A 14,360-nucleotide genomic window follows, 5' to 3' on the forward strand; every position below is an offset into this window, starting at 1 on the left:
GCATCCTTTTTCCGACAGCGACAGACCGCCATGGCCAAAAAAGTCTTCATCAAAACCTTCGGCTGCCAGATGAACGAGTACGACTCGGACAAGATGGCCGACGTGCTCAACGCCGCCCAAGGCTACGAGCCCACGCAGAACGTGGACGAGGCCGACCTCATCCTCTTCAACACCTGCTCGGTGCGCGAGAAGGCGCAAGAAAAAGTCTTCAGCGACCTGGGCCGCATCAAGCACCTGAAGGCGCGCGGCGTGAAGATTGGCGTGGGCGGCTGCGTGGCCAGCCAGGAAGGCGCCGAGATCATCAAGCGCGCCCCCTATGTGGACGTGGTGTTTGGCCCGCAAACCTTGCACCGTCTGCCCGAGATGCTGAATCAGCGCGAGCGCCTGGACAAGCCACAGGTGGACATCAGCTTCCCCGAGATTGAAAAGTTCGACCACCTGCCGCCCGCGCGGGTCGAAGGGGCTTCGGCCTTTGTGTCAATCATGGAAGGCTGCAGCAAATACTGCAGCTACTGCGTGGTGCCCTACACCCGGGGCGAAGAGGTGAGCCGCCCGTTTGACGACGTGTTGGTGGAAGTGGCCGGCCTGGCCGACCAGGGCGTGAAGGAAATTACCCTGCTGGGCCAGAACGTGAACGCCTACCTGGGCAAGATGGGCGGCACGGCCGAGATTGCCGACTTTGCCCTGCTGCTCGAATACGTGTCAGACATCCCCGGAATCGAACGCATTCGCTACACCACCAGCCACCCCAACGAGTTCACGCCACGGCTGATCGAGGCCTACGCCAAGCTGCCCAAGCTGGCCAGCCACCTGCACCTGCCGGTGCAGCACGGCAGCGACCGCATCCTGATGGCCATGAAGCGCGGCTACACGGCCATGGAATACAAGAGCACCATCCGCAAGCTGCGCGCCATCCGACCCGACCTGGCCATGAGCAGCGATTTCATCGTGGGCTTCCCCGGCGAGACCGAGGACGACTTCAACAAGATGATGAAGCTTATCGACGACATCCACTTCGACAACAGCTTCAGCTTCATCTTCAGCCCCCGCCCCGGCACGCCCGCAGCAGGCCTGCACGACGACACGCCGCACGACGTGAAGCTGCGCCGCCTGCAGCACCTGCAGGGCGTCATCAACGCGAACATCAAGTCCATCAGCGAAAGCCGCGTGGGCACGGTGCAACGCATTCTGGTGGAGGGCGCCTCCAAGCGCGACTCCACCGAGCTGATGGGCCGCACCGAGTGCAACCGCGTCGTCAATTTTGTGGGCCAGCCCCGCTTGGTGGGCCAGATGGTGGATGTGACCATCACCGAAGCCAAGGCCTATACCCTGCGCGGCGAGGTGGTCACGCGGGAACCAGCCCTGGCAGCCTGACGACTGACCACCTTACGACGTCTTTCTCCACGCAACCCACCGCATGTCGGCTGACAGCCTCCCACGCTCCCGCTCGCTGCCCGAAGGCGCCCTGCACGGGCTCTCTTTCCAGCAGCTGCTGCTGCTCGCCTTTTTGATGATCGCCGGGCTGCTGGGTGTGAGTTCGTTGCGGGCCCTGCACACGCTGGAACAGCTGATGGTGCAGAGCCGACTGGGCGCTACCCAGGCCACGGCGTTGAATGCCGCCGCGCAGTCGCTGAACCAGCGAGGGCAGGCGCTGGAGCGTTCGGCCCGCCAGTCTCTGGTGCTGCGCGACGCCACCTTGCGCCGGAGTTTCAACGACATGACGGGCGAAGCGCAGGCACTTCTGGAAAAACTGCAAGGCGGAGGCCTGCCACAGGATTTGGCCGACCAGTGGACGCGCCGCCTGGAGACGGTGAAGGCCCTGCTGGATGCGCCCCCCGAGCGCGCGCTGGAAAACGAGCGCCGTGTCGCCGATGAGTTTGCGGCGCTGGAAGTGCTCCATACGGTGATTGCCCAGGCCGTGCAGGACGTGAACGACCAGCGCAACAAGGCCCTGGAGGCTCGCGTGGAGGACAGCCGCCGCAGCGTGACGCACCAGGTGGTGGGCGCCATCGTGCTGGCGCTCACGCTGGCCCTGGCGCTGGGCATCTGGCTTGCGCGGCCATTCAAGCGGCTGGAGAACGCCATCCGCCGGCTTGGCGAGAACCAGCTCGACGAGGCCGTTGTCGTGAGCGGCCCCGACGACATGCGCCGCGTGGGCCAGCAGCTGGAATGGCTGCGGCTGCGGCTGCTGGAGCTGGATGCCGACAAGGCCCGCTTCTTGCGCCATGTCTCGCATGAACTCAAGACCCCGCTGGCCGCCCTGCGCGAAGGCGTGGCCCTGCTGCAGGATGGCGTTACCGGCGAGCTGACCGCCGGGCAGCGGGAGATTGCGCAGATCCTGCACCACAACACGCTGGTACTGCAAAACGAGATCGAGGCGCTGCTGCGCTTCAATGCAGCGGCCTTTGAGGCCCGCCAGCTGCAGCGGCGCGACACCCCGCTGCTGGCCTTGCTGGAGTCGCAAGTCGAAGCCCAGCGCCTGCAGTGGCAGGCCCGCGGGCTGCGCGTGCTTGCCGAAGGCCCCGAGCTGACGGTGGCGGTCGACCCGGACAAGATCGCGTCCGCCGTCAGCAACCTGCTGTCCAACGCGATCCGGTTCTCGCCCAAAGGCGGCACGGTGCGCCTCTTGCTATCTCGGCACCCGGGCACGGTGCGCATCGACGTGACCGACCAGGGGCCGGGCGTGGCCAGCGCCGACCGTGACCTGATTTTTGAGCCCTTTTACCGGGGCGAACGCCAGCCCGACGACGCCGTGCGCGGCACGGGGATCGGGCTGTCCATCGTGCACGAATACATCGTCGCCCACGGCGGCCGCGTGCAACTGGTGGACGAGGGCGTCCACTCCTTTTTTCGCATTGAACTACCGCATGCCTCCTAGCCCTCTGCAACCCTCCCCCGTGCTGCGTCGCCCTCCCGCCCTGTGGGCGGTCACGGGCTTGATGGCGTGCGCGCTGGGGGCGTGCAGCACCCCTCCGCCCGCACCCATGCCGCCGCCCGAGCCTCCTCGGCCTGCCCCGACAGAGGTGGTACAGCCGCCCGAGCCGCCCCGTGCAGACAGCGCCGAGGCCCCGGACGCCAAGCCAGGCAAGGTGGAAGCGGCAGACCCGGTCACCACCGTGCTCGCCCAGATGGATGCCACCCTGCGTCTGGCGCCGCCCGACCTGGCCCGGGAGATCGCGCGGCTTGCCGAGGCCGAGGAGGCGGCGGTAGAAAACCCGCTGCTGCTGGCCAGCGCCCTGGTGCAGACCCGCCAGCCTGTGGACACCGCCCGCGCCCTTGGCTTGGTGCAGCGCGTGCTGGGCAACAAGGGCCCGCAGGCGCAGCCGCTGCACCCGCTCGCACGCGTGCTGGAAGCCCGGCTGCTGCAACAGCGGCGGCTGGAAGAGCAACTGGAGCGGCAGAACCAGCAGCTGCGCGACGCGCAGCGCCGCAACGACCAGCTCAACGAACGCCTGGAGGCCGTGCGCGCCATTGAGCGCAGCCTGACCACCCGTCCTGCCCCAGCGCCCACCCCGCCCACCTCGGCCAACGGTGGCAGCAACAACGCCCCGCGGCCCTCGCCCTGATCGATGCCACCTTCCAAGCTTTCCATGGCCACGCAGACTTCTTCTTCCTCCCGCCCCCACGCTGGCGCCCGCATCCTGGTGGTGGACGACGATGCCGACATGCTGAGGCTGCTGTCCCTGCGGCTTCAGGGCGCGGGCTACGAGGTGGTGGCCGTGGGCTCGGCCGAGGCAGCCCTTGCGCAGCTGGACGTCGCACGGCCACAGTTGGTGCTGAGCGACGTGCGCCTGCCCGGCCGCGATGGCCTGGCCCTGTTCGACGACGTTCGGGCGCGCCACCCATCGCTGCCGGTGATCCTGCTCACGGCGCACGGCACCATTCCGGACGCGGTCGAGGCCACGTCCCGCGGCGTGTTCACCTACCTCACCAAACCGTACGACGGCCGCGACCTGTTGGAGAAGATTGCGCAGGCGCTTGCGCTGAGCGCTCCGGCCGTGACCCACGCCCATGCCAACGAGGCCTGGCGCGCCAGCATCGTGAGCCGGTCCACGCGCATGACCGACCTGCTGGCCGAGGCCTACATGGTGGCCCAGTCGGATGCCAGCGTGCTGCTGCAGGGCGAGAGCGGCGCCGGCAAGGAGTTGCTGGCCCAGGCCATCCACCGCGCCAGCCCGCGCGCGGCCAAACCGTTTGTAGCGGTCAACTGCGGGGCCATCCCGGAGGCGCTGCTGGAGTCCGAACTGTTCGGCCACGTCAAGGGCGCATTTACCGACGCGGTCAGCAACCACAAGGGCCTGTTCCAGGCGGCCGATGGCGGCACGCTGCTGCTGGATGAAATCGGAGACATGCCACCGGCCCTGCAGGTCAAGCTGCTGCGCGTGCTGCAGGAGCGCGCCGTGCGCCCCGTTGGGGCGAGCCAGTCGATTCCCGTGGATGTGCGCATCGTCTCCGCCACGCACCGCGACCTGGAAAGCGCCATGGGCACGGGGCAGTTCCGCGAAGACCTGTACTACCGGCTGAACGTGGTGACCCTGGTGCTGCCCACGCTGGCCGAGCGACGCGAAGACATTCCCCTGCTGGCGAACCACTTCCTCGACAAGTTGGCGCGCAAATACGACAAGCGCCTGTCGGGGTTTGCGCCCGAAGCCTTGCGCGCTTTGACCACCGCCGCCTGGCCCGGCAACGTGCGCCAGCTGTTCAACGTGGTGGAGCAAGTCTGCGCCCTGTCCACCACGCCCCTGGTGCCGCTGACGCTGGTGCAGCGCGCGCTGCGCACCCCGTCCACACAGGTGCTGAGCTTTGCCGAGGCACGCCAGCGCTTCGAACACGAGTACCTGGTGGGTCTGCTCAAGATGACGGACGGCAATGTGGCAGACGCTGCGCGCCTGGCCCAGCGCAACCGCACGGAGTTCTATCGCCTGCTGCAAAAACACGCCCTGACCCCGGGCAATTTCAAGGCCGACGGTGCGCCCGGCGACGACGTCGCCGATGAGCGACACGAGTAAGTGATTGATTTAAAAGGCGTTTCCAAATCGCCTACAAGGCCTCGTCGCTAAACCACGACAAAAAAGCCTTGTTTGAGGTGTTTGCCGCAGCCCGGCACAAAAACTTACAAGGCAAATGGCGCATAAGTCTTTGATTTAATTGGATTTTTTTATGCTGGCACAGGGTTTGCCCTAGATGTCGGCATGGACGCCTTTTTCCCTCGTTTTTCGACTACAGCCCGCTGTGCCCGGCAGGCTGTGGCAGCGCTTGCAGCCATGCTGCTCGCTGGCGCTGCCCAGGCCCAAGCACCTGTTCAGGCGCGGCTGGAGCCAGGCTTTGATTTCGAAAGCCTGACCCGCTTGGCCAGCGAGCGGGCCGCCAAGCCGTATCGCGCCGCCAACGACAAGCTGCCCGCAGACCTCGCCCAGCTCAACTACGACCAAGTGCGCGACATCCGCTGGCGGCCGGACCGCGCGCTGTGGCGCAACGAGAAGCTGCCGTTCGAGGCCATGTTCTTCCACCTTGGCCTGTACCAGACCGAGCCTGTGCTGCTGAACGAAGTGACGCCACAGGGCGCGCGCCACATCAGCTACAGCCGCGCCGATTTCGACTATGGCAAGAACCGGGTCAACCCGCAGGCCTGGGGCGATCTGGGTTTTGCGGGCTTTCGCCTGCACAACCACGTGAACTCGCCCGACTACAAGGACGAACTGGTGGTGTTCCAGGGCGCCAGTTACTTCCGGGCGCTGGGCAAGGGGCAGCAATACGGCCTCTCCGCGCGTGGTTTGGCGATCGACACCGTGGGCGGCGCGGGCGAGGAGTTTCCGCGCTTCACCGAGTTCTGGCTGGTCAAGCCCGAGCCGCAGGCCACGCAGGTGCGGGTGTACGCGCTGATGGATTCCCCCCGCGCCACGGGCGCGTACCAGTTCGACATCACGCCAGGCACCAGCACCACGACCACCGTGCGCAGCCGCGTCTTCCTGCGTGCCGGCACGGGCAAGCCGCCCGTCGCCACGCTGGGCATTGCGCCGCTGACCAGCATGTTCTTTTTTGGCGAGAACCAGCCCCGCAAGGAAGACTTCCGCCCCGAGGTGCATGACTCCGATGGCCTGATGGTGGCCACGGGCGAAGGCGAATGGCTGTGGCGCCCGCTGCAGAACCCCAAGCAGACGGTCGTCACCTCGTTTGCCACCAAGAACCCCAAGGGCTTCGGCCTGATGCAGCGTGACCGCCAGTGGGCCAGCTACGAAGACGTGGAAGCCCGCTATGAGCGGCGCCCCAGTGCCTGGGTGCGCCCCTTGCACGACTGGGGCGCGGGCCGGGTCGAGCTGGTGCAACTGAACACCCCAGACGAGACCCACGACAACATCGTCGCGTACTGGGTGCCCGCGCAGCTGCCACCGCCTGGGCAGCCCCTGGAGTTTGCCTACGAGCTGAGTTGGCAGGGCGATGAGCAGCAGCGCCCGCCCGGAGCCTGGGCCACGCAGTCGCGCCGGGGCATGGGCTACACCAAGCTGTCTGCCGACGCGCTGCGCCGCCAGACGCAGTACGTGGTCGATTTCGAGGGCCCGGCCTTGAAGGCCTTGCCCGACAACGCCGCCGTGAAGGCCGTGGTCACCAGCGATGCCAACGGCAAGGTGCTGGAAAACCTCGTCTACCGCAATCCGGCCACCAACCAATGGCGCATGACCGTGCGCATCGAGCGCCTGAAGGCCGATCGCCCGATCGAGCTGCGCGCATTTCTTCAACACGATAACCACGCAGTGAGTGAAACATGGACGCACATCAGTCTTCCCGAGTAAACCCTTCGGGCCCCCACCGCTCACACGCCACGGCAGCCCCTGCCGTGGTGGCGCGGCGTGGCGCCGCCTACCCACGCCCGGTGGAAAGCCGCCGCAGCCCGCTGCGTGAAGAGCGCCACCCCAGCGCCGTCACGGCACCGCCCATCAACCGCGGCTCCATGCCGCAGGTGCCGTGGCGCGGCTTCTGGAACAGCATTGGCACGGCGGTGCTGATGCGCCTGACGGGGCGCACCAAGTTGCCCGCTGCTGCATCACCCGCCGCCGGCCTGCCGAACGACCAGGCCTGGCAGGGGGCAGCCCAGCGCCGCCGCTGGACCTTTGCGCTGCTGACGGTGCTGACCACCGCCTTTGCCAGCACGCTGTTTGCCGGGGTGCAGCCCGACTACGACAGCGCTTGGCTGGGATACGGCCAGATCGCGCTGTTTGCGCTGCTCTCGGCCTGGGTCGTCACCGGGTTTCTGACCGGCCTCATGGGCTTCTGGGTGATGGTGCGCGGGGACAAACATGCGCTCTCGGTGCGCAGCGTAGCCGGGCACACGCTGGCGCCCGACGCGCGCACGGCCATCATCATGCCCATCTGCAATGAGGATGTGAACACTGTGTTCGCAGGCCTGCGCGCCACCTGTGAATCGGTCGCAGCGACCGGGCACGGCGCCACCTTCGACGTGTTCGTGCTGTCCGACAGCTACGACCCCGAGATCGCCCGCGCCGAGCGCGCTGCATGGGAGGAACTGCGCACCGCACTGGCCGGGCACAGCCAGCAGCCCCAGGTGCAGGTGTATTACCGCCTGCGCACGCGGCGCACACACCGCAAGGCAGGCAATGTGGCCGACTTCTGCCGCCGCTGGGGCAAGGACTACCGCTACATGGTGGTACTGGATGCCGACAGCGTGATGAGCGGCGACTGCATCGTCTCCATGGCCAAGCTGATGGAGGCCAACCCCAGCGCCGGCATAATCCAGACCGCCACGCAAGCCATCGGCCACGTCACGCTGCACGCGCGTGCGCAGCAGTTTGCATCCCGCGTTACCGGTCGCCTGTTCACGCTGGGCATGCAGTACTGGCAGCTGGGCGAGTCGCACTACTGGGGCCACAACGCCATCATCCGCGTCGCGCCCTTCATGCAGCACTGCGCGCTGGCCCCCATCAAGGGCAAGGGCGGCTTGGCGGGCGGAATCATGTCGCACGACTTTGTCGAAGCCGCACTGATGCGCCGCGCTGGCTACCACGTGTGGCTGGTGTCCGACCTGATCGGCAGCTACGAGCAGCAACCCCCCGACTTGCTGGCCGAGCTGCAGCGCGACCGCCGCTGGTGCCAGGGCAACCTGCAGAACGCGCGCCTCATGGCCGAGCCCGGCATCCATCCCGTGCACCGCTCGATGTTCGTGACGGGTGCCATGGCCTACCTGTCGGCCCCGCTGTGGCTCGCATTTCTGACCCTGGGCACCGCGCTGTGGCTGTCGGGCGCCAAGCTGGTGGCCGACTGGAACATTCTTCCCAGCGAGCTGATCGCGCTGTGGTCGTGGACGCTGTGCATGCTGTTCCTGCCGCGTATCCTGGGGGTGGCCGCCGTCTTCATGCGACGCGAGCAGCAGCAGTACGGCGGCGCCGCCAGCCTGCTCAAGAGCGCAGTCGTCGAAAGCGTAATGGCCGTTTTGCAGGCGCCCGTGCGTATGCTGGCCCACTCGCTGTTTGTGCTGATCGCTCTTACGGGCCTGAAGCTGGAATGGAAGTCGCCTCCGCGCGAAGCGCACGCGGTGCCTTGGAGCCATGCCATGCGCCAGCTTGCGCCCATGAGCGCCATCATTGCCCTGCTGGCTCTGGGCGTTTCGCTGATCGACAGCGGCGCGCTGCTGTGGCTGCTGCCCGTAGGCCTGCCGCTGGCACTGGCCATCCCCATGGCCGTGATCACCAGCCAGATCGCCCTGGGCAAGTCAGCGCGCGATCAGCGAATCCTGCTGATCCCCGAAGAGGCTTGGTCGCCGCCAGTGCTGCGCCGCGCCTGGCTGCATGCGCGCCAGTTGGCGAGCCCCGCGGCATTGTGACAATCTGAAAGAGCGTTCACAAAATGGGAGCCGGTGCATGCACCGGCTTCGTCTTATCTGCTTCTGTTTTGATAGCTATTAGCGCTTTCCAGATAAGCGCTAGACGGCAAAAACGCTTGAAATTTTGCAGCGAGCAACGGTCCACCACGCCTTCGGAGCACCTTTAGGATAGGGACCCTTTGCACACCCGCACCCAGTGTGCGGATCCTCTTGCTGCCCCGCCAGCACCGATCCTCCCGCGCAGCGCTGCGCGCCGACATTGATGCCACCGTTATCCATTGTCCCTGCCGCCGGTCGGCGGCTGCTGGTCCAGTCCAGCGCCATCGTTGCCCTGACCTCCCTGCTAGCAGGTTGTGGCATGTTCACCCCGCAGCCCCCTGCCCAGCCCCCCGTGGCCGAGGCCCCTGCCGCGCCGCCGCCGCCACCCGAGCCGCCGGGCCGCATCATTTTTGCGGGCCTGGCCATGCACTCGCAGGCCAAGGCGTTCCGCAACGACGTGGAGCTGGCCGAGAAATGGGTGAAGGACATCGACCCCAACGCGCTGTTGGTCAAGCTGGCGAATCCGGCGCGCGACCAGAGCAGCGACTGGCCCCAGGTCACGGTGGAGAACTTTGCGTTGGTGATGTCCAAAACCGCCGAAGTGGCCCAGCCGCGCGACCGGGTGCTGCTGTTCATCTCGACCCACGCCAATCCCGGTTTGCTGAACATCAATGCCGCCGGCAAGCACCTGCAGCCCCTCACGCCTCGCATGCTGAGTGAAGCGCTCGCGCCGCTCAAGGACGTGCCCACGCTCGTCGTGCTGTCCGCCTGCTACAGCGGCGCTTTCATCGAGCCCCTCAAGGCCGCCAACCGCGTCGTGCTGACGGCGACGGACGTACGGCGCACCAGCTTCAACTGCCGCTATCCCGGCAACCACACGCCGTTTGCCGAGGCGCTGTTCGGCCAGCCCGAGGCGGGCAGCCGCTCGGCCACGGAGTGGATGGAGGAGGCCCAGAAGGCCATCGCCGCGCAGGAGAAGCGCCGCAAGCTCCCGCCCTCACGCCCGCGCATCTTTGTGGGCGACGAGGCCAAGGCCTGGGCGGAGCAGCCGCTGGGCCAGTGGCTGCAACCGATCCCCAGTCCCTGAGCGCGCGGAGCTGGGGCCGCCCGGCGTGCCGGGCATGTGGCGTGCAGTGCGCCCCGCACCGGAGAAGGCAAAAGCCCCAGGAGAAGAGAACTCCGCCTGGGGCTTTTGGGGGTTGGCGGGGCCGCACTGTCCGGCCGCCGTGCTGAGGAGTTGACGGTCTTCAGAACGGCATCTTGGGCATGCCGCCGCCCAGGCCCTTCATGCCGCCCATGCGCTTCATCATTTTCATCAGGCCGCCACCCTTCATCTTCTTCATCATCTCCTGCATCTGCTCAAACTCCTTGAGCAGGCGGTTGACCTCCTGCACCTGAACGCCCGCGCCGCCAGCAATGCGCTTCTTGCGTGTGGCCTTGATGAGCTCAGGCTTGCGGCGCTCCAGCGGGGTCATGCTCTGGATAATGCCTTCCTTGCGCTTGATGTCCTTCTCGGCCTTGTCCATGTCCAGTGCGCCCGCTTTAGCAGTCAGCTGGGACGGCAGCTTGTCCATCAGGCTGGAGAGGCCGCCCATCTGCTTCATTTGCTGGATCTGCGCAAGAAAGTCGTTCAGGTCAAAGCCGTCGCCGCTCTTCACCTTGGCGGCCAGCTTCTGGGCTGCCTCCATGTCCACACCGGCAGTGACCTGCTCCACCAGCGCCACAATGTCGCCCATGCCCAGGATGCGGCCCGCGTGGCGCTCCGCATCGAACACCTCCAGGCCGTCGATCTTTTCGGATACGCCCGCAAACTTGATGGGCGCGCCCGTGATCTGCCGCACCGACAGCGCAGCGCCGCCGCGCGAGTCGCCGTCCAGTTTGGTCAGCACGATGCCGGTGAGCGGCAGCGCCTCCTTGAACGCCTTGGCGGTGTTGATCGCGTCCTGGCCCTGCATGGCATCGACCACGAACAAGGTCTCGACGGGGTTCAGCGCGGCGTGCAGGTCCTTGATTTCCTTCATCAAGGCTTCGTCGATGGCCAGGCGCCCGGCCGTGTCCACCAGCAGCACGTCGAAGAAGTGCTTCTTCGCATAGTCGATGGCAGCGCGGGCAATGTCCAGCGGCTTCTGGTCGGCCGTGCTCGGGAACCACTCGGCGCCGGCCTGCTTGGTCACGGTCTTGAGCTGCTCGATGGCGGCCGGGCGGTACACGTCGCCCGACACGGTCAGCACCTTCTTCTTGCGCTTTTCGATCAGATGCTTGGCCAGCTTGGCTGTGGTGGTGGTCTTGCCCGCACCTTGCAGGCCGGCCATCAGGATGACGGCGGGCGGCTGGGCGGCCAGGTTGATGTCGGCAACGCCCTCGCCCATGGTGGCAGCCAACTCGCGGTTGACGATGCTGACCAGCGTCTGCCCGGGCTTGAGCGAGCCCAGCACCTCCTGGCCCAGGGCCTTTTCCTTCACGCGGGCGATGAAGTCGCGCACCACGGGCAGGGCCACGTCGGCCTCCAGCAGGGCCATGCGCACCTCGCGCAGCATGTCCTGCACATTGGATTCGGTGATGCGGGCCTGGCCACGCATCTCCTTGACTAGGCGCGTGAGTTTGTCGGTAAGGGCGGAGGCCATAGAGAGATGTTCCGGTGTTGCCTGCGCGGCATCAACGCTGGGCGGAGCGCGCAAGCCCGCCAGGGCGCTGGCGGTGGGGCGAAAGGCTAAACTGTATCCATGATTTTAGCGAGTAGCTCCCCTGCCAGCTGGCTTCTTGCCCTGGCAGCTGCCATGGCCTACGCCGTTCCAGCTGCTGCGGCGTCCCGCCTGAGTGCCGCGGCATCCCGCAACGCGCTGCTGCTGGCCTGGACGCTGCACGGTGCCGTGCTGGTATGGGGCCTGTGGGGCGAGGCGCCCCGCTTTGGCTTTGCACCCGCGCTGTCGATGACAGCCTGGCTGGTGCTGACGGTTTATGCGGTGGAGCGGCAGCTGTTCCCGCAGATGCAGGCCCGCTGGGTGCTGGCCGCACTGGGCGCCGCAGCCATCGTGCTGGCCATGCTGTTCCCCGGCCAACCCCTGCATGTCGCAGCATCCGCCTGGTTGCCTCTTCACCTCGCGCTGGGCATCGCGTGTTATGGCCTGTTTGCCGCCGCAGTGGTGCACGCCTGGCTCATGACGCGCGCCGAGCGACACATCCGTCAGGCCGAGGATCCCCACAGCGGCATTCCGCTGCTCACGCTGGAGCGGCTGACCTTTCGCTTCGTGACGGCCGGCTTCGTGCTGCTCACGGCCACGCTGCTGGCGGGCTGGCTGTTTGGCGACACGCTCTACGGCCGCGCCTGGCGCTGGGACCACAAGGCCATCTTCTCGCTGCTGTCGTGGCTGACTTTTGCCACGCTGCTGCTGGGCCGAGCGCGATTTGGCTGGCGCGGCCGCAATGCCGTGCGCGTGCTGTATGCGGGCTCGACGCTGCTGCTGCTGGCCTATGTGGGCTCACGATTTGTGATGGAAGTCGTGCTGGGACGCGCCCCATGAAGTACCTGCTCCTGCTGGTGGTTCTGCTGGTGGCGTTCGGCATCTGGCGCAGCCGTAGGCCTTCGGACACTGCCGCCCCTCGGCAACATCCCCAGACGCCGGCCCTGCCGCAAGACATGCTGGCTTGCGCCCATTGCGGCGTGCACGTCCCCCGGTCCGACGCCTTGATGCTGGGCAGCGACGCCTACTGCTGCGCCGAGCACCAGCGCCTGGGCCCGGCCTGAGAACCATGCAGACACCGACGCCTGGACCCCTTTGGTCTGCGGCAGACGCATCATTCGTGCGCCTGTGGCGGGGATTCCTGAGCGCCCGGGTGATGGTGGCGCTGGCACTGCTGGTCCTGCAAGGCGTGGGGCAGATGGTGAACCAGGTGGCCGAACAGGGAGTGCTGGCGGTGTGCTTGGCCTACCTGGTGGCCACGGTGCTGCTGCGCGTGCTGGCGCGACACGCCCCGCCGTCGCCCAGTGCCGGCCCGCAATGGCTGCCCTCCATCGGTGTGGACTTGGCTGCGATTTCCGCCCTGCAGTTGCTGCAGGTGGGGGCCATGAACTTCACGCCCCTGTTCGGCCTGCCCATTCTTATGGCGGCCGTGCTGGGCACACTCACACTGGCTCTGGGCACCACCGCCGGCGTGACCCTGCTGTTGCTGGCCTGGGCTTGGTGGCTGGGTACGCGAGCCGGTGGTGACGACGCCCAACGGTACCTGCAGAGCGCGCTCACCGGCACGGGTTACTTTATCGTGAGCTACTTGGTGCACCAGTTGGCCACCCGCCTCACGCGGGAGCAGGAACTGGCCCAGCAAAGCCAGGTGGCAGCGCAGGTGCAGGCCCAGGTGGCCGCTCTTGTCATACAGAACCTGACCGACGGGGTCTTGGTGGTGGACGAGAACGACACGGTGCGCCTGGCCAACCCCGCAGGACTGCAACTGCTGGGCAGCGCCGCGCTGCCCGTACCCCCCTTTGCCCTGGCATCCGAAGCCCCGTGGCACCCGCTGGTGCTGCTGGCGCGCCGCACTTTCCGCCAGGAGCAGCCCCAGACAGCGGACGTGGATTTGCTGCATCCTGGGCAAAGCCCCACCGGCCTGCACGTGCGCACCTGGCTCACCTCCACCCGAGAAGCCGCCAATCACACCCGCAGCGAACGTCTGTGCGTGATGTTTCTGCACGACCTGCGCGAAATGGAAGCCCGCCTGCGCACGGAGAAGCTGGCCGCCATGGGCCGCATGTCGGCCGCCGTGGCCCATGAGATCCGCAACCCGCTCGCCGCCATCGTGCAAGCCAACGCACTTCTGGAAGAAGACCTGCACGACCCCGCCCAGAAGCGGCTAGCAGCCATGGTGCAGCAGAACGCGGACCGCCTTGCCCGCATTGCTGAGGAAGTGCTGGACATTGCCCGCGTGCAGCACCAAATCAGCCACGCCCCCGCGTCCGCCCTGGCGCTGGACGACACCGTGGCCCAGATATGGAACGACTGGCAAGCCCACGATACGTCCCGCCGCCGCGCTCAAGTGCAGCTCGACGCCGCTGGCGCCCACGTGGAGTTTGATGCCGAGCATCTACGCCGGGTGCTGGTCAACCTGCTGGACAACGCGTTGCGCTACATGGGCCCGGAGCCGGACTCCCTCGCCATCACCACCCGCACCACGCCCAATGGACAGGTGAGCCTGCAGGTCTGGAGCGATGGTGCCCCCATGGACAAATCCGTGGAACGCCATCTTTTCGAGCCCTTCTTTTCATCCGAGAGCCGCTCCAGCGGCCTGGGCCTGTATATCTGCCGTGAATTGTGCCAGCGCCACGGCGCCTCCATCAGCTACCAGCGGTTGAACCGCAGCACCACGCGCGGCGACACGGGCGGCAACGCCTTCACCGTCGCGTTCCGGCGCATCACCCGGCCCAGCGAGTCGGCCACGCTGTTTGACACCATTGTGGTGTAGGGATGCGCCCTGTGAGTCGCATTGCACCCTG

At 66.8% G+C, this 14,360-nt stretch carries 11 protein-coding genes; 10 read left to right on the top strand and 1 reads right to left on the bottom strand.

All coding sequences use genetic code 11. From position 1 onward, the window contains the following. Positions 1 to 30 precede the first annotated feature (30 nt). The 7 genes from miaB (at position 31) to ACK4HJ_RS01550 (ending at position 9,962) form a co-directional block, all read left to right on the top strand. Positions 31 to 1,374, top strand: a complete 1,344-nt coding sequence (gene miaB / locus ACK4HJ_RS01520) for a tRNA (N6-isopentenyl adenosine(37)-C2)-methylthiotransferase MiaB (protein ID WP_409827046.1) — start codon at positions 31 to 33, stop codon at positions 1,372 to 1,374. Between the two features lie 43 nt (positions 1,375 to 1,417). Continuing rightward, positions 1,418 to 2,878, top strand: a complete 1,461-nt coding sequence (locus ACK4HJ_RS01525) for a sensor histidine kinase (RefSeq protein WP_409827048.1) — start codon at positions 1,418 to 1,420, stop codon at positions 2,876 to 2,878. Positions 2,879 to 2,897: 19 nt separating this feature from the next. Beyond that, positions 2,898 to 3,566 (top strand): hypothetical protein, encoded by a 669-nt coding sequence (locus ACK4HJ_RS01530; RefSeq protein WP_409827050.1) that lies wholly within the window; start codon positions 2,898 to 2,900, stop codon positions 3,564 to 3,566. Positions 3,567 to 3,590: 24 nt separating this feature from the next. After that, positions 3,591 to 5,009 carry a sigma 54-interacting transcriptional regulator gene (locus ACK4HJ_RS01535; RefSeq protein ID WP_409827388.1) on the top strand — a complete coding sequence of 473 codons (1,419 nt, stop codon included), beginning with the start codon at positions 3,591 to 3,593 and terminating at the stop codon, positions 5,007 to 5,009. Positions 5,010 to 5,264: 255 nt separating this feature from the next. Further along, complete coding sequence (locus ACK4HJ_RS01540; RefSeq protein ID WP_409827052.1) at positions 5,265 to 6,791, top strand: glucan biosynthesis protein G; 1,527 nt, start codon at positions 5,265 to 5,267, stop codon at positions 6,789 to 6,791. Next, on the top strand, positions 6,764 to 8,836 hold the full coding sequence (mdoH, locus tag ACK4HJ_RS01545) for a glucans biosynthesis glucosyltransferase MdoH (RefSeq protein ID WP_409827054.1): 2,073 nt from the start codon (positions 6,764 to 6,766) through the stop codon (positions 8,834 to 8,836). Before ACK4HJ_RS01540 ends, mdoH begins: the two co-directional genes overlap by 28 nt. Positions 8,837 to 9,194: 358 nt before the next feature. After that, the gene (locus ACK4HJ_RS01550) at positions 9,195 to 9,962 is read left to right on the top strand and encodes a C13 family peptidase (protein ID WP_409827055.1); all 768 of its coding nucleotides are present in this window, start codon (positions 9,195 to 9,197) and stop codon (positions 9,960 to 9,962) included. Positions 9,963 to 10,122: 160 nt separating this feature from the next. Here ACK4HJ_RS01550 and ffh read toward each other — a convergent pair whose 3' ends face one another. Then, positions 10,123 to 11,499, bottom strand: coding sequence for a signal recognition particle protein (gene ffh / locus ACK4HJ_RS01555; RefSeq protein ID WP_409827057.1), 1,377 nt, complete (start codon positions 11,497 to 11,499; stop codon positions 10,123 to 10,125). Positions 11,500 to 11,598: 99 nt separating this feature from the next. Between ffh and ACK4HJ_RS01560 the strand changes: the two genes are divergently transcribed. The 3 genes from ACK4HJ_RS01560 to ACK4HJ_RS01570 are packed head-to-tail and all read left to right on the top strand — an operon-like array spanning position 11,599 to position 14,329. Continuing rightward, positions 11,599 to 12,396 carry an inner membrane protein YpjD gene (locus tag ACK4HJ_RS01560; RefSeq protein WP_409827059.1) on the top strand — a complete coding sequence of 266 codons (798 nt, stop codon included), beginning with the start codon at positions 11,599 to 11,601 and terminating at the stop codon, positions 12,394 to 12,396. After that, the gene (locus ACK4HJ_RS01565; protein ID WP_409827061.1) at positions 12,393 to 12,620 is read left to right on the top strand and encodes a PP0621 family protein; all 228 of its coding nucleotides are present in this window, start codon (positions 12,393 to 12,395) and stop codon (positions 12,618 to 12,620) included. The genes ACK4HJ_RS01560 and ACK4HJ_RS01565 overlap by 4 nt, the downstream gene beginning before the upstream one ends. A gap of 5 nt (positions 12,621 to 12,625) precedes the next feature. Then, positions 12,626 to 14,329, top strand: a complete 1,704-nt coding sequence (locus ACK4HJ_RS01570) for a two-component system sensor histidine kinase NtrB (RefSeq protein ID WP_409827063.1) — start codon at positions 12,626 to 12,628, stop codon at positions 14,327 to 14,329. Positions 14,330 to 14,360: the final 31 nt, after the last annotated feature.

This window comes from Acidovorax sp. (assembly GCF_046294525.1).
Taxonomy (GTDB): Bacteria; Pseudomonadota; Gammaproteobacteria; order Burkholderiales; family Burkholderiaceae_C; genus Acidovorax.